The organism is uncultured Senegalimassilia sp., from assembly GCF_902464545.1.
Lineage (GTDB): Bacteria > Actinomycetota > Coriobacteriia > Coriobacteriales > Eggerthellaceae > Senegalimassilia.
The window spans coordinates 49952-68676 of record NZ_CABQJR010000005.1 but is presented as its reverse complement, the minus strand read 5'-3'; the positions used below and the strand labels follow the sequence as shown (position 1 = coordinate 68676).

Genomic DNA, 18725 nt, shown 5'->3' with positions numbered 1-18725 from the left:
TCCCCTGTTCGTGTTCGCCCGAACAGGGGACGGAGGTGCGTTCGCCCGAGTTTCATGCATGAAGAAAGCCCGCGAACCTCGAAGGATTCACGGGCTTTCGCAATCTAAATGCTTGTGGCGGAGTTGGGGCGGCCGTTACTTGGCTGCTTCCTCTTCCTGCTTTTCGGCGGCTTCGACGATCTTGTCGATGATGACGTCCAGCTTGCCTTCCACGTCGTAGTCCTCGACCTTGCCTTCGTCGCACAGGCGCGCGAACTTCGGGTCGATGGGCAGGGTGGTGTAAGCGGGGATGTTGTAGCGTTCGGCAACCTCGGCACCCTGCGGCTCGCCGAAGATGTGGTGCTCCTTGCCGCAATCGTCGCACTTGAAGTAGGCCATGTTCTCCACCAGGCCCAGCACCTCGACGTCCATGTCATGCGCAAGGTTGACCGCCTTGCCCACGATCATGGCCACCAGTTCCTGCGGCGCCGACACGGTGACGATGCCGTCAACGGGCAGCGATTGGAACACGGTCAGCAGCACGTCGGAGGTTCCCGGAGGCATGTCGACGAACAGGTAGTCGATGTCGCCCCAGTTCGTCTCGCTCCAGAACTGGCGGATGGCGTTGGACACGACCGGGCCGCGCCATGCCACGGGCAGGTCGCCCTTGGGAAGCATGAGGTTGGTGGACATGACCTTGATGCCCGTTTGGGTTTGGCCGGGCAGGATGCCGTCGGCGTCGGCGGTCAGCGGGTTGGTGATGCCGAAGGTCTTCGGGATGGAAGGGCCGGTGATGTCGGCGTCCAGGATGCCAACCTTGTTGCCGCGTTTGTTCATTTCGCTGGCAAGCAAGCTGGTGACCAGGGATTTTCCGACGCCGCCTTTGCCGGAGACAACGCCGATGACGTGTTTGACGTTGCTGCGCTTGTTCGTCTCAAGCTTGGTGGGGCCGGCGGCGGTGCGCTCGCCGCATCCCGAAACACCGCAGCTGCCGCACTCGTGCGAGCACTCTTCTGCCATGATTCCCTCTTTCCTATTGTGCTCCCAGATGCCTGGAAGCGTCACTCGTCCTGAAGGGATGATAGCACAACGCACCCAACCATCAGCCAATTAGCACCTGCAGCGTGACATTTGCAGCATATTGTCAAGCAAATCTCGCTTTATGCATTTTGGGATGCGGCTTTCACAGCGAGATCACGCCGGATGCTTCGGGCGGACGCTTCGGGGACGTAGCACTAACTGTCAGCTTGCGCCGTAGCTGGTTCCTTACCCGTTTCGCTCCCTCGCAGTTCGTGCGTGCGTTTGCTATTTGAGGGTTGGCAAACGAGATCATCGGCGAAGGTCGCCTACCGGAGCACGTGCCGCAAAACTGACAGATAGTTCTACGTCCCCAAGTGTCTGGCTTCGGGCGGTTAATTGTGCTTACTGTATCTGCTGGACTTCGGTGCCGTCGAGGTTGAAGTCCTTGAATGCAGCGGTGGTGTAGGCGGCGTTCTCGTAGGTGTTGAAGTAGTAGCGGCCCTCTCGCGCGGAATAGGCGCTGGTGAACACGGTGAACTCGTTCGCGCCGTCGTTCATCTGCGCGCTGCCTTCCACCATGGCCACGCCGCCGAGTGTGCGGAACACGCGGGCAACGTTGCCGCACTCGGTGTCCTTCGGCGCATGATGCGCGTTCAGGTACGCTGCGCGCACGAAGCGCGACGGGGAGTACACGTCGCCGGGCAGCCCGCGCATGCCAGCGCCCGCACCGTAGGGCGTCAATGTCGCGTTTGCCCACGTCACAGAGCTAGGGGAGCCGGGCGTCACGTTCATGTAGCTGCGCAGGTTCTCCAGGTGCCACTCCAGCCCCGGCTGATTGGCAAGCACGTCGGCGGGGTCGCGCATCACCTGCAGGCCTTCGGCGGTCGACTCTATCACGATGCAGCCGCTGGCGTCGGCGATGATCCAGTGCAGCATGGCGATGGGAAAGTCGCCGAAGCCCTTGTTCACCAGCGTGATGTTCGCCAGCGCCGCCTCGACGTCGTCAACGTTGTCGAAGTTCGAGGCGACCCACAAGGGGAACTCGTACGGGGCCACGGCTGTGGTTCCCGGGCGCGCATCGTCGGGGAAGTAGGCGTAGCCGGGGAAGTTCAGGCCCGCGATGGCCAGGCCGTTCTCGTTGGCGCAGTCGAAGTACAGCGGGTATCCCTCCGATGCGATGGCCATGCCCAGCACCGCACGATGCCCCGTGTTCGCGGGATGGTTGCGCGGGGTGAACGTGATGGTCTCGCCGTAGCCGTACGCCCAGTCTAGGTTGCGGCCGAAATATAGGTTTCCGTCAGAATCGGTGAATCGAATCGCTGTGCACATACGTGCCTCCGTTCAATGTTGACGCGCGGGTTTGCGCCTGCGTTTGCTCTTTCGGGGCGTTTTGCCCCTGCGGGAAAGGAATAGTACGCCTGTGGCAGCAGCTTGCAATGGGGAAACCCCGAGCGTTGCCTTCGCGTTGCGAAGCCGTTGAGCGGAAGTTCGCGCGGCTTGCAGGCAAAGAAAGCGAACTGCCCGCGCATCGCGCGAGGTGATATGCGGGCTGTTGGGCTTGAGGGGTCTGGGCTGGTGGGTGCGAAAGGCTTGGGAACGGCGAACAACCGCCGTCGTCCTTGCACTATTTCCCGTTGCGGATCTTCTTGATGCCGCCGGCGGCTATGGCGGCGCCGGCGCCGATGGCGAGCACGCCGGGCCCGGGCAATATGAGCATGGGCACGCCCACCGCCATGACGGCGGCGCCGGCCACGGTTTGGGCTGCGCCCGTCAGGCGCGATGCGGCAGCGGCAGCATCGCCTTGATTGCGAACGGGATTGCCGCGACCGTCGACGAACGTGGTGTGCGGCGGCTGGTTATCCACCTTCCCGACGCGCTTGCCGAACGAGGGCGGCGTGAAGGGCTCCGCAGCGGCTTGGGCCGCAGCGGCGGCGCCGCGCGCCGCGTCAACAGGGGTCACGTCGATGATGGGATGTTTCGGGAACGCCATAAGCAGCTCCTTATGCGTAGCGCCGCACGGGGCGGCGCGGGTAATCGTTGTGCGGGACGGGCCTAGCAGCCGCGTTCCGCTATCCGTAGGGTATCGCGTTGCGGGCGCTATGGGCCGCCGCGCGCTGACGCTGTCACCAACGCGTAACGAGTTCGCCACATGTATTACCCAGTGTTCTTCGAGGTCCGTCTGCTCCACGGCGCTTCGGTTTGCAGATGGTCTCTCGGTGCGCATTGTCTCGGTCCCCCGGTTTCCTTTCCGTCTAGTGCTTCGACTCGCCGTTGCCCCCCGTTTCCGTCGCTGCGCCCCGGCTTGCTGTCTGCCCGGTTTCCCATAAAGCTCGGTATCCTTGATGCTCGTCTTTTAGCTTCCCGAATCATCTCCCTTGCGGCGGCCTCGGGGCACTGCCCACCTCCCTGCAACGCCCCGGGGCGTATCCATCATCAGGCGTTTTACCGGCTCGCGCTGGGTTTTGCGCTACACTATCAGTAGTGTTCCGACCGTTTGGTTCGACTGCGTTTCGCGCTTGAATCGAGTTGGCGAATCGGGCGCGACGCCTTTATAAGGGGAAGGTGATCGTATGGCAGCTCCTGCTACCGAACATGTCCGAAACATCGTGCTGGTGGGCCAAGACGGTGCCGGCAAAACCTCGCTCGCCGAGGCCATGCTGCACGTTTCAGGCCGCACGCCGCGTATGGGCACCACTCACGACGGCAAATCCTACCTTGACTACGATCAAGAGGAGATTCGCCGCAAGTTCACTCTGGGCACGTCCGTTGCGCCCATTCCGTACCATGATTACAAGATCAACTTGCTCGACACCTCGGGTCATCCCGACTTCATCGGCGACACGCTTGCCACCATGCAGGCTGCCGAAATGGCGCTATTCGTCATCGATGCCGTCGCAGGTCCCCAGGTCATGACCACGAAGCTGTGGCGCGAAGCCGAGGGCATGCGCCTGTCGCGCGCCGTGTTCATCAACCACATCGACCGCGAGCACGCAAACTTCGACACCATCATGGCGCAGCTTCATGCGCGTTTCGGAAGCCGCTTGGGGCCGGTCACCATCCCCATCGGCGTTGCCGAGGACTTCAAGGGCGTCATCGACGTGCTGCGCATGAAGGCCCGCTACTTCGACCAGGACGGCACCACCGACGACCGCATCGAGGACATCCCGGCCGAGTACGCTGAGGCGGCGCAGATTGCTCGCGACCGTCTGTGCGACTTGGTAGCCGAGGCCGACGACGACCTGATGATGAAGTACCTGGACGGTTCCGAGCAGCTGACTCAGGAAGAGCTCGAGAGTCTGCTCGATAAGGCCATCGCGCAGGAGCTGTTCATCCCCGTGTACGTGGGCTCCACCATCATCGAGCAGGGCATCCGTTGCGTGATGAAGGATATCTGCACCTACTTCCCGCATCCGCGCCACCACGGCGCCTTCCGTCTTGCAAACGGCGAGGAGACGTTCGTGGATGAGGACGGCGAGCCGGCGGCGTTCGTATTCAAGACCGTTGCCGACCCGTTCGTGGGACGTTTGAGCTACTTGAAGCTGATCAGCGGCGTGCTCACTCCCGGCATGGAGCTGACCAATGCGCGCACGGGTAAGAAAGATCGCCTGGGACACCTGTACGTGATGATGGGCAAGGAGGCCACGGATGTGAAGTCCGCGAAGGCTGGCGACATTATCGTGGTTCCCAAGCTCACCGACACGCGTGCCGGCGACACGCTCTCGCAATCGGGAACGATGTCCATCGATCCGCTGCCGCTGCCTGTGCCGCAATATCCCGTTGCCATCGAGGCGGCTAATAAGAAGGAAGAGGACAAGGTCGGCACCTTCCTTGCGCGCGCGGTCGAGAACGACCCCACGCTGCGCGTCGCCCGCAACGAGCAGACGCACCAGACTATCGTCACGGCAATGGGTGAAGCGCAGGTGGAGACGCTGCTTGCGCGCATGAAGGAGCAGGCGAAGGTGGAGGCGCGCCTGGTTCCCGTGCGCATCCCGTATCGCGAGACCATCACGAAGACGGCCGAGGCGCAAGGGCGCCACAAGAAGCAGACCGGCGGCGCGGGCCAGTTCGGCGATTGCTGGCTCCGCATCAGCCCCAACCCCGGCGAGGGCTATGAGTTCTCCGACGAGATCAAGGGCGGCGCTATCCCTGGCGGTTTGATCCCCGCTGTTGATAAGGGCGTTCAGGAGGCCATGGCAGAGGGCTTCTTGGCGGGGTATCCCATGGTTGACATCAAGTGCGCCGTGTTCGATGGCTCGTACCATTCGGTCGACTCCAACGAGATGGCGTTCAAGACCGCCGCACGCATCGGCTTCCGTGCGGCATGCGAGCAGGCCGGCGCTATTCTGCTCGAGCCAATGGCGACCATGGATATCGTGGTCACCGAGGAGTACGCCGGCACCGTTATGGGCGACATTGCTACGCGTCGCGGACGCATCGTAGGCACCGACTCCACCGACGAGGGCGAGACGGTCATCATGGTGCGCGTGCCGTACGCCGAGGTCATCGGCTATACCAAGGACCTGCGCGCCATGACGCGCGGTTCCGGCAGCTACTACATTGAGCTGGAGGGATACGATCCTGCGCCCGCCGATGTGACGAAGAAACTGGTCGAGGCTTACCAGGCATCGAAGGCATAGGCTGGTCCATAAGATGATTGCAACGAGCCGTCCTTCGGGGCGGCTCGTTGTTTGCTGCGGCGAAGCGTTTCGGTTTGATGCTCGCATTCGCGCCTCCTGGTGCGTTCTTGTCGGGACGGTTTGACGGTCGTGTGGTGCGGATCGGGATTATCGGCGTGCGTGAGGGCAGGGTTCCCGCGTTTCGTGGCGGTCTGCTTGCTTGTGGCGGGCAGGCCCTGAGTTTGCGAGGAGCCCGCCCGTTCCAAAGGGAGGAGAGGCGATGGGGAGTGAAGCAGCAGGTCAGGAGCGTCTCCCATGACACGGCCCGCTTAAATCCAGCCGCCTCATCGCCTGGTTCGAGTATGACGCCGCCATCTTGCAGAACCCTTGTGCGTTACACCGAAAACTGTCCGCTGAACCTTGCAGGTTTGGGAAGATTCCGTCTGCCAGGAAGCCGCTGGAATGACCGAGAAACCCTGCGTCGTTGGCGGGCTGCAGTCTCCTCTATCTTGCGAAGGTGGGAGTTCTCCCAGGTTATAGCGGGACTCCGTGTCGTGTGCGCTAGCGTTTCGGGCCGTCTGATGCATCTCCTTCTAGCCCCGGTAACTTTTCCTCATGTGGGCATTTTCCCTAGACGCTTTGCTGAGTTCTTGGTAGGCTCGAATCATTGATTCCGCGCCATGTCCATGCATCGGCGCAGGTAAGTAAAGGGGAATGCCATGTCTTACGTATTCACGCACGCAACGCTGCTCGACGGCACGCGCGATATGCAACCTCAGGAGAATATGACCGTTGCCGTGGACGATAACGGCCGCATCAGCGCGGTCGGTCCGGCTGCTTCCACGGTGGGTCCTGCGGGTGCGCAGGAAGTCGACTTGAAGGGCGCGTATTTGATGCCGGGCCTGGTCAACTTGCATGTGCATCTGTGCGGTAGCGGCAAGCCCACCAGCGCCGGCGCGGCGGGCGACCTTATCGAGAAGGTGGTTGCCAACCCCGTTGGGCGTTGGTATCTGCATCGCACGTTTCGCAAGCATGCTCAGCAGCAGCTTGCCAGCGGCGTCACCACGGTGCGAAGCGTGGGTGACCCGGGGTTCGCCGATGTGTGGGTACGCGATGCCATCAACGCTGGCAAGTACCAGGGTCCGCGGCTGGTCACGTCGGGCGTGGGCGTGACGGTACCGGGTGGTCACGGCGCAGGGTTGTTTGCGCACATTGCCGAAACGCCTGATCAAGCGCGTGAAATCGTGCGCGATTGCTTCGCGCATAAGTGCGACCTGGTGAAGCTTTTCATCACCGGCGGCGTGTTTGATGCTGAGAAGGAAGGCGAGCCGGGCGTGCTGCGCATGTCGCCCGAGATCGCGGCGGCAGCGGTGGACGAGGCTCACAAGCTGGGCATGCATACCGCGGCGCATATCGAGAGCACCGAGGGAGTTCGCGTGGGCCTGGAAGCGGGTGTGGACACCATCGAGCACGGCGGCGTTTTGGACGACGAGCTGCTGGCGCTGTTCCGCGAAAACGGCGTGGGCCGCAAAAGCTCGCTGACCTGCACCGTCTCCCCGGCGCTGCCGTTCATCAAGTTGCCGCCCGAGATGACCCATTCCACCGAGATCCAGGTAGTCAACGGGCGCATCGTCTTCGACGGTATCGTGTCTGCCGCAAAACAGGCCTTGGAGCAGGGGATTCCCGTTGGATTGGGTACCGATTCGGCATGCCCGTACGTTACGCAATACGATATGTGGCGCGAGCTGGTGTACTTCGAGCGCATCGTGGGCGCAAGCCGCCAACTTGCGTTGCATGCGGCAACGCTGGGCAACGCGAGCATCATCGGGCTTGGTGACGAGACGGGCTCGATCGAAGTAGGGAAATCGGCCGACATGATCGTGCTGGATACGAACCCGCTAGATGACCTGGAGGCGCTGCGAAACGTGCGGCGCGTCATGGTCCGCGGCAAGTTCGCCGATGGCCTGCAGGTGAAGCACCTTTCCGAGCTAGATCGCGAGTTGGACAAGTTCTTGCCGCGATAGCGCATCCGGATGGGGTGGTCGCGCGTCATGGCGCGAGCCTGGTCTTGGAAGACGTCTGCTGAATGCGGTGGTCGGTTTGTTCGGGATTTGCTGCTGCATATATGGCTTGTGCTTCTCAGACGGGTTGCTTGTCACCGAGGGTAGTCAACCTGTTGATAATGCGCGGATTTGACGGGGTTTTGTGGAAGAATCTGCTGTTTCCGCAGGTCAAACGGTGTGAAAACACAATAAAACAAACGTTCGATTTTTCTTGAACGCGGGGGTTTCGCATGGTACAGTAGGTGCAGCGAACCCCCTTTTCATATATTCGCAACCCACTTGTCCATATTCATGTAGGAGGCACGAGCACCCGATGATCAGACCGATTATGCGAAACCAGCTGTTCTTGGCCATGCCATCGGAGGCCGCAACCATCGAGGATGCGCCTGTCGGGCAGGACTTGCTCGATACGCTAGAAGCGCACGCTCATGAGTGCGTGGGAATGGCGGCGAACATGATCGGCGTGCGCAAGCGCATCATCGTATTCGACGACAATAGCACTGCCAAGCTCATGTTCAATCCCGAAATCGTGCATGCCTCAAGCGAGTATTCCACCGAGGAGGGGTGCCTGTCGCTTGTGGGGCAGCGGCCGTGTCGGCGGTATCGCAAGATTCGCGTGTCGTATCAGGATGAATCGTTCAAGACCTGCCAGAAAAGCTTCAGTGGCTTCACTGCGCAGATTATCCAGCACGAAATAGATCACTGCAACGGGATTATCATCTAGGCGTTTATCGAAGCGTTTTCTCACGTGAAACGCCTCCGGGATAGGCTTCGAAGTTGCTGTAAGCCGCGATTCTCCTGCAGGATTGCGGTGACGCGATCATGTAATCGCGGATTTGCGTTTTCATAGCAGCTGCATTTAGATTTGCGTTTGCGCTTCGCGCATAGTGGAACTTGTTGTGAGGGAAAGGTTTGCCGTGTCGGTACCTATAGAGCAGGCGCGCTTGGCGCTGGAAATGCATTTCGGCTACAAGGATTTCAGGCCGGGCCAGCAGGGCGTGGTGCAGGCTTTGCTTGCAGGTCGCGATGCGCTTGCGGTCATGCCTACCGGCGCCGGTAAGTCGGTATGCTATCAGATACCGGGCGTTGTCATGAGCGGCCTTGCGCTGGTTATAAGCCCGTTGGTGTCGCTGATGGGCGACCAGGTGCGCAGCTTGCAGGATGCCGGCATTCAGGCGGCGTATCTGAACTCCACGCTTACCCCGTCTCAGCAGGGTTCGATCATGGCGCGTGCTCTAGTGGGGGAGTTCGACCTGCTTTATGTTGCGCCTGAGCGCTTGGAGGACCCGCGCTTTGTGGAGTTCGCCTCGCAGGCGCCCATCCCGCTGGTCGCGGTAGACGAAGCGCATTGCGTTTCGCAATGGGGCCAGGATTTTCGCCCGTCGTATCTGCGCATCGGTATGTTCATCGAGCAGCTTCCCACGCGTCCCACTGTTGCCGCACTCACCGCAACGGCAACGGAGCGCGTTCGTGCCGACATCGTGCGCCTTTTAGGATTGCGAGATCCCTACCAAGCGGTCACCGGTTTCGACCGGCCGAACCTCCACTTTTCCGTAGAGCGCCTAGAGCCGAATAAAAAGCTGAACCGCATCACAACGTATGCGAAGGCGCATCCCGAGGACTCAGGCGTGGTGTATTGCAATACGCGCAAAAACGTCGAGAAGGTGCACGAACACTTGGTGCAGTCCGGCGTGAAGGCAACGCGCTATCACGCAGGATTGAGAAAAGAAGAGCGCAGCGCCAATCAGCAGGCATGGATCAACGACGACGCTGCGGTCATCGTGGCGACTAACGCCTTCGGCATGGGCATCGATAAATCGAACGTGCGTTACGTCGTCCACTACAACATGCCGTCAAGCATCGAGGCTTATTATCAGGAAGCGGGCCGCGCGGGACGCGACGGGCTTGCAAGTGAGTGCATGCTCTACTGGAGCGATGGTGATTTGTCCACTTGCAGGTTCTTCCTTGAACAGGATAGCGGCAACGAAAGCATGAGCCCCGAGGAAGCTGAGGTTGCCCGCGCGGCTAGGCGCCGTATGCTGGCGGCCATGGAAGGCTATTGCCTGACGTGCGAATGCCTGCGCGGCTACATGTTGCGTTACTTCGGCGATGAGTCCGCAGCGCAGCAGGACAACGGCTCGTGCAACAACTGCTCGAACTGCGAAGGTGGGTTCAGGGCAGTGGACGTCACCGCGGAAGCGCGTGCTGTCATGCGTTGCGTGCAGGAGCTGCGCGGAAGGTTCGGCAAAGGCGTGGTGGTTGATGTGCTGCGTGGCACGAACATGGAGCGCCTTGAGCAATTCGGCCTTGCGCAGGCGAAGTGCCTCAACTCCGTCAGCATGTCGCAAGTGCAGCTGAAAGAGGTCATCGAGCTGCTTGCGGCGGGCGAGTACTTGGAGATATCGGATGGCCAGTTCCCCGTAGTGGGGTTTGGGGCTCGCTTCCGTGAAGCGGCAGCGCCTGATTTTCGATTGCAGGTGAAGCAGGTGCTGCGACAACCGCAGCGTAAGCCGGGCGTTGCCGGCGGTCACTCGTTCGGTGGGTCGGGTACGGCAAGCGGTCCCTATGCAGCATACGACCAGGATTTGTTCGAAAGGCTGCGTGCGTTGCGCAAGCAGCTGGCGGTCGAAGGTGGACTGGCTCCGTACATGGTCTTCGGCGATGCCTCGTTGCGCGATATGTGCGCTCGCATGCCCGAAACCGAGGACGAGTTCATGGACGTCAGCGGCGTAGGCATGAAGAAGCTTGAGAAGTACGGCAAAGCCTTCCTCGACGAGATCGCAGCCTATCGCTCCGAAGTGCAGTAGGCGGCGGCGCGATTCGGTTGCTTGCGGGCGAAAGGTACAGGCCCGTATTGAAATTCCCTAATGCAAGGGACAAGAGCTAGATATCTTGTTGCCGTGAGAACAGCCTTGCTTTGAATTGGCTCCGCGTCGAAGCAAGGTGCATTTCGCGCATCAGCATCAGCTGAAATAAGGCCACGCATAGCTTGGCACCATATGGGAGGAGGGGCTTGCGCCCCTCTTCCCATATCTGATGAGTAATGCTTTGAAATCTCTAAACGCCTCAAAAGCGCTTGACGGGACAGACTCCTGTCATGCCGGTAGGCGACCGCGCAGCAGCGGTTGGACGACCCTGATACGTGAGCAGGGGACTGCCCCCTGCTCACGTGCGTCTCCAAACCCGTTACGCTTGGCGGTAGTGCGAGAGGAAGTCACCGAGCTGGCTCATGGCTTCGGAGAGCACCTCGATACGCGGCAGGTATACCACGCGGAAGTGGTCGGGCGAACCCCAGTTGAAGCCCTTGCCGGGAACCAGTAGGATCTTCTTCTCGTGCAGCAGGTCGAGCGCGAACTGCTCGTCGTTGGTGATGTTGAACTTCTTCACATCGATCTTCGGGAAGATGTAGAAAGCCGCACGGGGTTTGACGGCGGTGATGCCGGGGATGTCGTTGAGCGCCTTGTACACGTAATCGCGCTGCTCGCAGACGCGGCCTCCGGGCACCACGTAGTTGCGCACGCTCTGATGGCCCCACAGAGCGGTCTGGACGATGGACTGCGCCGGCACGTTGGAGCACAAGCGCATATTCGACAACATGTTCAGGCCCAAGATGAAGTCCTGCGCGCAGTATTTCTCGCCGGACAGCACCATCCAGCCGATGCGATAGCCGGCAATCATGTGCGACTTCGAAAGACCCGAGAAGGTGATGCAGAACAGGTCAGGAGCAAGGCTTGCGATGGAGACGTGCTCAAGATCGTCCATGACCAAGCGGTCGTAAATCTCATCGGACAGGATCATCAGCTGATGTTTGCGAGCCACATCGACGATCTGCTGCAGCACCTCGCGCGGATACAGCGCGCCGGTGGGGTTGTTGGGGTTGATGATGACGATGGCCTTCGTGCGCGGCGTGATCTTGCGCTCGATATCGTCGATATCGGGATACCACTCAGCCTGCTCGTCGCAGATGTAGTGAACGGGCGTGCCGCCGGCAAGGGTGGCGCAAGCCGTCCACAGCGGGTAGTCGGGGCTGGGGATAAGGATCTCGTCGCCGGTGTCGAGCAGCGCCTGCATGCACAGGTTAATGAGCTCGCTGACGCCGTTGCCGGTGTAGATGCTGTCCATATCCACATTGGGAAGGCCCTTGATCTGAGAGTATTGCATGATGGCCTTGCGCGCGCTGAACAAGCCCTTCGAATCACTGTAGCCCTCGCAATCGGGAAGCTGATGGCGCATGTCCTGAACCACCTCGTCGGGCGTGCGGAACCCGAACGGGGCAGGGTTGCCGATGTTCAATTTCAAAATGCGCATGCCTTGGGATTCCATGCGAGCAGCTTCGTCCACAACCGGACCACGAACATCGTACAGAACGTTATCAAGCTTCGAGGATTTCTTGAACTGACGCATAGGTACGCTCCCTTGATCATCAGACACAGCAGGTTCATTAGTATTGGAAGGTTCAAAATCGTTTTGAACCTCATGAACAAGTGGTTCAGGTGTAGAAGGTTCATGCTCAGGAGGAGTCATAGGTGCAGACTCTTCGCCGCCTAGCCACTCAGGAGTGACGTTCAATAGTTCAGCAAGCAGCTGCATCACATCGGGGCGGGGGATGGTCTTGCCGCTAACATACTGGCTGACCTGGCTTTTCCAGAGTTTATGACCTTCTTCTTGTGCTGCATGGATCAAATCTGCCTGCTTCATGCCGGTGGCATCCATGGCAATCTTTAGTTGTTCGGCAAACACGTTCTGATCCATGCCGGTCCTTTCGTTCAAAGTTCAAACTATAGGTTCAAAGTTCAGTTCAATATAGAATTGAACTTTAAATTGAACCAAAGTATGAACAACTCAGTCCATGAACCTTTAAACTGAACCATGAACTGAAGTTATCACTCAATTGCAGTTCAGAGTTCATAGGTTCAATTTCTTGCAGTGTAGCACGTTCGCATAGTCGTGTGTTCAATTTCATAAAGCCCCTGAAGTTCAAGAATGAACTTTCTCCGATTAGCGGTCTGTTCACTTCTTCTCCCCGATTCCTCAAAAGCATTACCCTCATCTGAAGTCGGCCTTACAGTCGCTTTACATATCGCCCCTAGACTTTCTCTCTGCATGCCGAGGGTGTGCTGCGCCCTTGAAACGTCGTAGTAAATGCGTTCGGGAGAATCAAGCTCTCATATGGGGTAGAGCTTCTCAAACGTTCGATGTTTTAACGACGCAATGAGGTTTTCGAAGGGAGAACGAAAGTAATGGATCCGGCAACGCTGGTAATCGTCGGCTTGGTGATCGTCACCGCTTTGACGTTTGACTTCACGAACGGTTTCCACGATACGGCCAATGCAATGGCCACGTCCATCGCTACGGGCGCGCTCAAGCCCAGAACCGCTGTTATCGCCGCAGGTACGCTGAACCTCGTCGGCGCGTTTCTGTCTGTGGAGGTCGCAAAGACCATCTCCGGTGGTTTGATCAACGAGCAAGTTGTCACCATCGCGCCTGAGTTCATCTTGGCGGGCTTGATCGGTGCCATCATTTGGAACCTGCTCACCTGGCTGGTAGGCCTTCCTTCCTCGAGCAGCCATGCGTTGTTCGGCGGTCTGGTCGGCGCCGTCATCATCGGCGCGGGCGTTGAGGGCGTGAACTTCACTGCCGTGATCACCAAGATCCTTGTCCCTGCTCTGGTGTCTCCCGTCGTTGCCGGTTTGGCGGCCTTCTGCGCGGTCAAGATCATCTTCGCCGTGGTTAAGCACATGAGCGAGAAACAGGTCGAGTCCGGCTTCCGTCACGGTCAGACCGTCACCGCTTGCTTGGTGGCTCTTTCGCACGGCACTAACGACGCCCAGAAAACCATGGGCATTATCACGCTGACGCTTATTGCCGTGGGCCTTCAGCCTTCCGGTTCCGGTCCTGAGCTTTGGGTCGTCGCCATTTGCGGCCTCGCCATCGCTGCCGGCACGTATATGGGTGGTTGGCGCGTCATCCGCACGCTGGGCAAGGGCTTGACCGAGATCAGCACCCCGCAGGGCTTCGCCGCCGAGGCTGCGAGCGCAACCACCATCCTGGTGTCGTCCCACCTTGGCTTCGCACTTTCCACCACGCAGGTTTGTTCCGGCTCCATCATCGGTACCGGTCTTGGCAAGAAGGGCAATCCGGTCAACTGGGGCGTTGCCGGCCGTATGGCGATCGCCTGGTTGGTTACCTTCCCCGCGGCCAGCATCGTCGGTGCTCTTGCTTGCGCTCTGGCGAAAACCGGCGTCTGGGGCACCGTTGCAACGGTTGCCATCGCCGTGTGCGTTGCGTTGATCATCTTCCGCCTTTCGAAGCGTAATCCGGTCAACAGCGGCAACGTCAACGATAGCCACGAGGTGAGCATCAACGCCGAAAAGGCTCGCACGGTTCAGCCTCAAGCTCAGGCTGCGTAAGGAAGGTAGAACATGATCACGACTGAAATCATTAGCTTCGCCACCGTTCTATTCACCGCGGTTTGCGTTGCGAGCCTTATCAGCGTCCTGTATGCATGGGGTTTGCGTATGTGGGCCGACGGCTCGGTGGACGCCCAGGGCAACGCTCATCTGCTGCATCGTGTAGTCTCCGTTATCTGCTTCACCGCCTGCGTCTCGATCGTTTTATTCGCCCTTTGGCTCATGATTCCGATGTTCCACTAATCAACGTTTGCAGTTGGGTGCTTTTGGCGGGTATTATCTTCTGACCGATATCCGAATGCGATCACTTCGTTAGGAGTTGCAATGGGAAGCATTTTGGTAGGCATTGACGGCAGCGATCGCGGGCGTCGCGCCCTTGATTGGGCGGTGCGATTCGCTCGCGTGGTCGGTTACGACGTCCACATGCTGGCGGTCATCGATGAAGCGATCGCCAACAAAGCCGGAGTAGGCGTCGAAACCATCACCGAAACCGTGACCGCCGCGCTCGAGAAGAAGCGCCAAGCAGCCTTGGAAAGCTATCCCGACATGCGCATCCAGGCAAGCGTCTCCGTCGGCGACATCGTCGGCGTGCTCGCCGATTCCGCGGCCATGCACGACCTGATCGTGTTGGGCAGCCACCACGGCCACACCATCGGCGAAACCATCGGCGGCGCGAAGGGCCTGCGCGTTTCCGTGTCCACCAGCGTCCCCACCGTCGTGGTGCCCGCGGATTGGGATGCGAAGCAGCAGGGTACCGGGGTCGTCGTGGGCGTCGGCCCCGACGAGGCGATCAGCGCCCGCGCCATCGACTTCGCCGCACGCGCGGCCGTGGCCACGCAGCAGCCGCTTGAGCTGATCAGCGCCTGGGGCGTTCCCGCATGGCTTGAGCGCACCGCGGAATCCATGGGCGGCGGCCTCGCCCCCGTCGGCGAGCAGCGTCAGATCGAGCTTGACCGCCAGCTCGGCCGACTTGCCTTCGAGTACCCGGCGCTGCAGGCCACGGGCCGCACTGTTGAGGATTCCTCGCCCTCCCGTGCCCTTATCGAAGCCGGTAAGGAAGCATCCATGCTGGTCATGGGCACCAACTCGCGCAATGCGCTGGGTCGCACGCTGTTCGGCAGCGTCACTCACAGCGTGCTTTTGAACCTGAAGGTGCCGACCATCATCGTCCCTCAGGCATAAGCGCTCCGCAACATATCCGATGTCGCATCTCCCCTTGGCGGCATCCCCCCATACGAAACCGGCGCCCTTGAGCGCCGGTTTCCGTTTCTGTTGGGGTTTACGGGCGAGCAAATCGCCCGCTGGGCGGTGGCGAGGCGGTTTTTGCGGGCGAAAGAAACGCCGCCGGGAGGATGGCCCTATGGCGGTAACTTATTCGCGAATCTCAGCCGTTGCGTCGTGCCGTCGCTTCGTCGCGCATCCTCGCGTTACGCCGTCCAATCGCGGCGGATCTTCTCCCATTTTGCGTCGCGGCCGGCTTCCACCTGGGCGATTTCGTCGTCGGTGAGCGCGCGGAATCTGCCTTGGCGTCGCAGATATGCCTCAACGCTGGCGAACTCCCGCGGGTTCCTGCTGAGCTTGAACTGCCCGCCCGGCACGCCGCTGAGCTGGGGTCCTTCGTATTCGGCCAGATACCACAGGCCGCAATCCACGATGTCGCGCGCCACGTCCACCATATCGGCCTCGGGACAGCCCCAGCCGGTCGGGCAGGGCGCGATCACGTGGATGAAGCGCGTGCCGCGGATGTCACGGGCGCGTTCCAGCTTGCGCAGGAAGTCGGGCAGATACCCCACGCTGGCGGTGGCCGCATAGGGGATGCCGTGCGCGGCCACGATCTCGAACACGTTCTTCTTCTGCGTCAGGCACCCGTGCGCGTTGCGCCCGGCCGGCGTGGTGGTGGTCTTCGCGCCGAAGGGCGTCAGCGAGCTCTTCTGGATGCCCGTGTTCATGTACGCCTCGTTGTCGTAGCAGATGTAGAGCACATCGTCGTTGCGGTCGATGGCGCCCGAAAGCGCCTGCAGGCCGATGTCGGCGGTGCCGCCATCGCCGGCGAAACCCACCACGGTGCAGTCGTCGGGCTTGATGCCCTGCGCCCGCAAACCGGCCTCGATACCGGTGAGCACGCTTGCCGTTGCCGCAAAAGGCGTGATCATCGCATTGTTGGCGAAGGAGAGCTGCGGGAAGTTGAAGCCGACGGCGCTCATGCAGCCCGCCGGCAGCGCCGCTACCGCGTTCGGGCCGAGCACCTTGAGCGCTGCGCGAACGGCAAGCGAGCCGCCACATCCGGCGCAGGCTTTGTGCCCGAAGAAGAACTCGTCATCGGGCAGGGTCTTCGCGTTCAAAGCCATGGCTATCGGCCTCCTTCCGCATCGGTTGCGCACGCACCGTCGCGCACGCCTTTAGGGTCGCCGCCGGCAATGGCAACGGCCCCGGCGTCGCCGCAACCTTCGCAGCACGGGTTGCCGAACTCGTCGGCAACGGAGTCGACGCCCAAAAAGCCCACGCGCGGGCAATCCTCGGGCGCGATGCGCCCGGCGGCGATCTGCTCCAGCACTTCGAACATGCCCCTCATCTGGGCCTGCGTGATATCGTCGCCGCCAAGGCCGCCCACGAAGTTCACCACCGGCACGGCGTTGCCCGCCTGCTGCAGTGCGGAGCACACGTTGGTCATGACCGTGCCTTCCGCGCCGAAGCTGACGTCCTTCTCCAGCACGCCGACGGCTGTCGCGTTCGCCAGCGCCTCCACGATCTGCCGCGCGGGGAACGGGCGCATGTACCGGATGCGCACCAGGCCCGCTTTCACGCCCTGCGCGCGCAGCTTCGCCACGCGCTCGCGCGCCAGGCCGGCGATGGAGCCCAGCGTGACCAGCACGATTTCGGCATTGTCGCAGTTCACGGCCTCGATCAGGCCCGGATAGCTCCTGCCGAACACCTCGGCGAAGCGCGCTTCGACGCGCTCCACGGCGTCGGCGGCGGCCAGCATACCCTCGTGAGCCGAGCGCTTGAAGTAGCGGTTGAACTCCGGGCCCGCCGAGTAGCCGATGTTGACGGGGTTTGCGAAGTCGAAGCGGTTGCCTGCGCCGTCGTAGGGCGGCAGGAACGCGTCGGCTTGCTCCTGGTCGGGAATATCCACGCTTTCGTAGGTATGCGTGAGCGCAAAACCGTCCAAGTTCACCATGAACGGCGTGCGGACCTCAGGGTCCTCGGCTACGGCATAGGCCATGAGCGCCAGGTCGAGCGCCTCCTGGTTGTCCTGCGCGTATGCCTGCACCCAGCCGTGGTCCAGAAGCGCTAGGCTGTCGCGCTGGTCGCCGTAGATATTCCACGGCAGCGCGGTCGCGCGGTTCGCGTTCATCATGACGATGGGGAAGCGGCCGCCTGCAGCATAGGTCAGGCATTCTGCCATGTACAGCAAGCCCTGGCTCGACGTCGCCGTGAACGTGCGCGCGCCCGTGGCCGACGCGCCGATGGCGCACGACAGGGCCGAATGCTCGCTTTCGACGTGCACGTACTCGGCCGCCAGCTGGCCTTCCTCGACCATTTCGGAGAGGCGTTCGACCACGACGGTCTGCGGCGTGATGGGGTAGGCCGAGATCACCTGCGGCCGCGCCAGGCGCACGCCCTCGGCGAACGCCTCGTCACCGGATAGAAAACGCTTCATGCTCATCACGCCTCCTTCGCGTTCGCTTCGGGCGCCATGGAAAGCGCGTCGAACTTGCAGGCAGCGGCGCAAACCCCGCAGCCTTTGCAGAAATCAAGGTCGATATCCACCGAAACGCCCGCCTTGTTCTGCCCGGAAACCTTGAAGATGGCGCCGTCCGGGCAGTACAGGTAGCACTGCAGACAGCCCGTGCACGCGTCCGCATTGAGGACCGGGCGCATGTTGCGCCAACCCGCGTTGACCTGCGTCAAGTAGCCCGCCGTGTAGCAGGTGGTGTCGGCGTAGGCGGAAGGTTCGGGAACGGTGGCGAACAGCTGCGGCATATGCGCTGCCGAAGAATGCGCAGACCGGTGCAAAGCGGTTACCGTCTCCGCCGCAGCACATGAATGACCTGCGGATTCGTCAACGTCAGCTTCCTCATGCCCTGCAACCTCGGCCTGCTGGACCAGCGCGATGGCGCGCTCGACCACCTTGATGTTGCCGTCGTGCAGCTTTGCGGGCATGTACTGGCGGATGGCCTCCTCCATGCTCTCGCGGTTCACGCAATCGGCAAGCTGCGCCAGCGCGCCCAGAAACACCGTGTTGGGGATGGGCCGGCCCAGAAGCTCGGTGGCCAGACCGTCCGCGTCGATGGCCAGCAAGCGCGGATCGTCCAGCGCATCAGCCGTGTTCACCAGGCAGATGCCGCCTGGCTTCAGCTCGCGCTCCCAGCCGGACGCCAGCAGCGTTCCGTCCAGGTAGATAACGAAATCCGCCTTCGAAACGGCGCTTCGGTCACCGATTTGCACCGTATCGATCTTGGTGAACGCGCGCATGGGGGCGCCGCGTCGCTCGGGGCCGAACGAGGGGAACGCCAGCGCGTGCCGCTTGCCGTCAAGCGACGCCGCCGCGCCCAGAAGCCGAGCGGCGGTGAAGGCCCCCTGCCCGCCGCGGCCATGCCAAAGCACTTCTATCATGTGAAACCTTTTCCCGTCTT

At 61.2% G+C, this 18725-nt stretch carries 14 protein-coding genes; 7 read left to right on the top strand and 7 right to left on the bottom strand.

The window, feature by feature from the left end; genetic code table 11:
• Window positions 1-135 precede the first annotated feature (135 nt).
• The 3 genes from RDW26_RS02625 to RDW26_RS02615 all read right to left on the bottom strand — a co-directional run bounded on the left by RDW26_RS02625 (window position 136) and on the right by RDW26_RS02615 (window position 2989).
• Window positions 136-999 carry an Mrp/NBP35 family ATP-binding protein gene (locus tag RDW26_RS02625; RefSeq protein ID WP_307982406.1) on the bottom strand — a complete coding sequence of 288 codons (864 nt, stop codon included), beginning with the start codon at window positions 997-999 and terminating at the stop codon, window positions 136-138.
• 402 nt (window positions 1000-1401) lie between these two features.
• A complete protein-coding gene (bsh, locus tag RDW26_RS02620; RefSeq protein WP_307982405.1) occupies window positions 1402-2328 on the bottom strand; it encodes a choloylglycine hydrolase in 927 nt (308 codons plus the stop codon).
• Window positions 2329-2623: 295 nt separating this feature from the next.
• A complete protein-coding gene (locus RDW26_RS02615; protein WP_307982404.1) occupies window positions 2624-2989 on the bottom strand; it encodes a hypothetical protein in 366 nt (121 codons plus the stop codon).
• A gap of 580 nt (window positions 2990-3569) precedes the next feature.
• On the opposite strand from RDW26_RS02615, the gene RDW26_RS02610 reads away from it, so the two are divergent.
• The 4 genes from RDW26_RS02610 to recQ all read left to right on the top strand — a co-directional run bounded on the left by RDW26_RS02610 (window position 3570) and on the right by recQ (window position 10485).
• On the top strand, window positions 3570-5636 hold the full coding sequence (locus RDW26_RS02610; protein WP_307982403.1) for an elongation factor G: 2067 nt from the start codon (window positions 3570-3572) through the stop codon (window positions 5634-5636).
• A gap of 698 nt (window positions 5637-6334) precedes the next feature.
• Window positions 6335-7639, top strand: coding sequence for an amidohydrolase family protein (locus tag RDW26_RS02605; protein WP_307982402.1), 1305 nt, complete (start codon window positions 6335-6337; stop codon window positions 7637-7639).
• A gap of 352 nt (window positions 7640-7991) precedes the next feature.
• The gene (locus RDW26_RS02600) at window positions 7992-8402 is read left to right on the top strand and encodes a peptide deformylase (protein WP_307982401.1); all 411 of its coding nucleotides are present in this window, start codon (window positions 7992-7994) and stop codon (window positions 8400-8402) included.
• A gap of 193 nt (window positions 8403-8595) precedes the next feature.
• Window positions 8596-10485 carry a DNA helicase RecQ gene (recQ, locus tag RDW26_RS02595; RefSeq protein ID WP_307982400.1) on the top strand — a complete coding sequence of 630 codons (1890 nt, stop codon included), beginning with the start codon at window positions 8596-8598 and terminating at the stop codon, window positions 10483-10485.
• A 379-nt stretch (window positions 10486-10864) separates the two neighbouring features.
• Here the strand turns inward: recQ and RDW26_RS02590 are convergent, their stop codons facing one another.
• Window positions 10865-12430 carry an aminotransferase class I/II-fold pyridoxal phosphate-dependent enzyme gene (locus RDW26_RS02590; RefSeq protein ID WP_374110306.1) on the bottom strand — a complete coding sequence of 522 codons (1566 nt, stop codon included), beginning with the start codon at window positions 12428-12430 and terminating at the stop codon, window positions 10865-10867.
• Between the two features lie 488 nt (window positions 12431-12918).
• Between RDW26_RS02590 and RDW26_RS02580 the strand changes: the two genes are divergently transcribed.
• The 3 genes from RDW26_RS02580 to RDW26_RS02570 all read left to right on the top strand — a co-directional run bounded on the left by RDW26_RS02580 (window position 12919) and on the right by RDW26_RS02570 (window position 15270).
• Window positions 12919-14088, top strand: a complete 1170-nt coding sequence (locus RDW26_RS02580; RefSeq protein WP_307982399.1) for an anion permease — start codon at window positions 12919-12921, stop codon at window positions 14086-14088.
• Between the two features lie 12 nt (window positions 14089-14100).
• Window positions 14101-14331, top strand: a complete 231-nt coding sequence (locus RDW26_RS02575; RefSeq protein ID WP_294379891.1) for a hypothetical protein — start codon at window positions 14101-14103, stop codon at window positions 14329-14331.
• A gap of 81 nt (window positions 14332-14412) precedes the next feature.
• Window positions 14413-15270 carry a universal stress protein gene (locus tag RDW26_RS02570; RefSeq protein ID WP_307982398.1) on the top strand — a complete coding sequence of 286 codons (858 nt, stop codon included), beginning with the start codon at window positions 14413-14415 and terminating at the stop codon, window positions 15268-15270.
• A 245-nt stretch (window positions 15271-15515) separates the two neighbouring features.
• On the opposite strand, the gene RDW26_RS02565 is transcribed toward RDW26_RS02570, so the two are convergent.
• From RDW26_RS02565 to RDW26_RS02555, 3 genes are read right to left on the bottom strand one after another with little or no spacing between them, the layout of a single operon-like run.
• On the bottom strand, window positions 15516-16436 hold the full coding sequence (locus tag RDW26_RS02565; protein WP_307982397.1) for a thiamine pyrophosphate-dependent enzyme: 921 nt from the start codon (window positions 16434-16436) through the stop codon (window positions 15516-15518).
• 2 nt (window positions 16437-16438) lie between these two features.
• Window positions 16439-17755: a transketolase C-terminal domain-containing protein gene (locus RDW26_RS02560; RefSeq protein WP_307982396.1), complete on the bottom strand. Its 1317-nt coding sequence runs from the start codon at window positions 17753-17755 to the stop codon at window positions 16439-16441.
• Complete coding sequence (locus RDW26_RS02555; protein WP_307982395.1) at window positions 17755-18705, bottom strand: 2-oxoacid:acceptor oxidoreductase family protein; 951 nt, start codon at window positions 18703-18705, stop codon at window positions 17755-17757. Before RDW26_RS02555 ends, RDW26_RS02560 begins: the two co-directional genes overlap by 1 nt.
• Window positions 18706-18725: the final 20 nt, after the last annotated feature.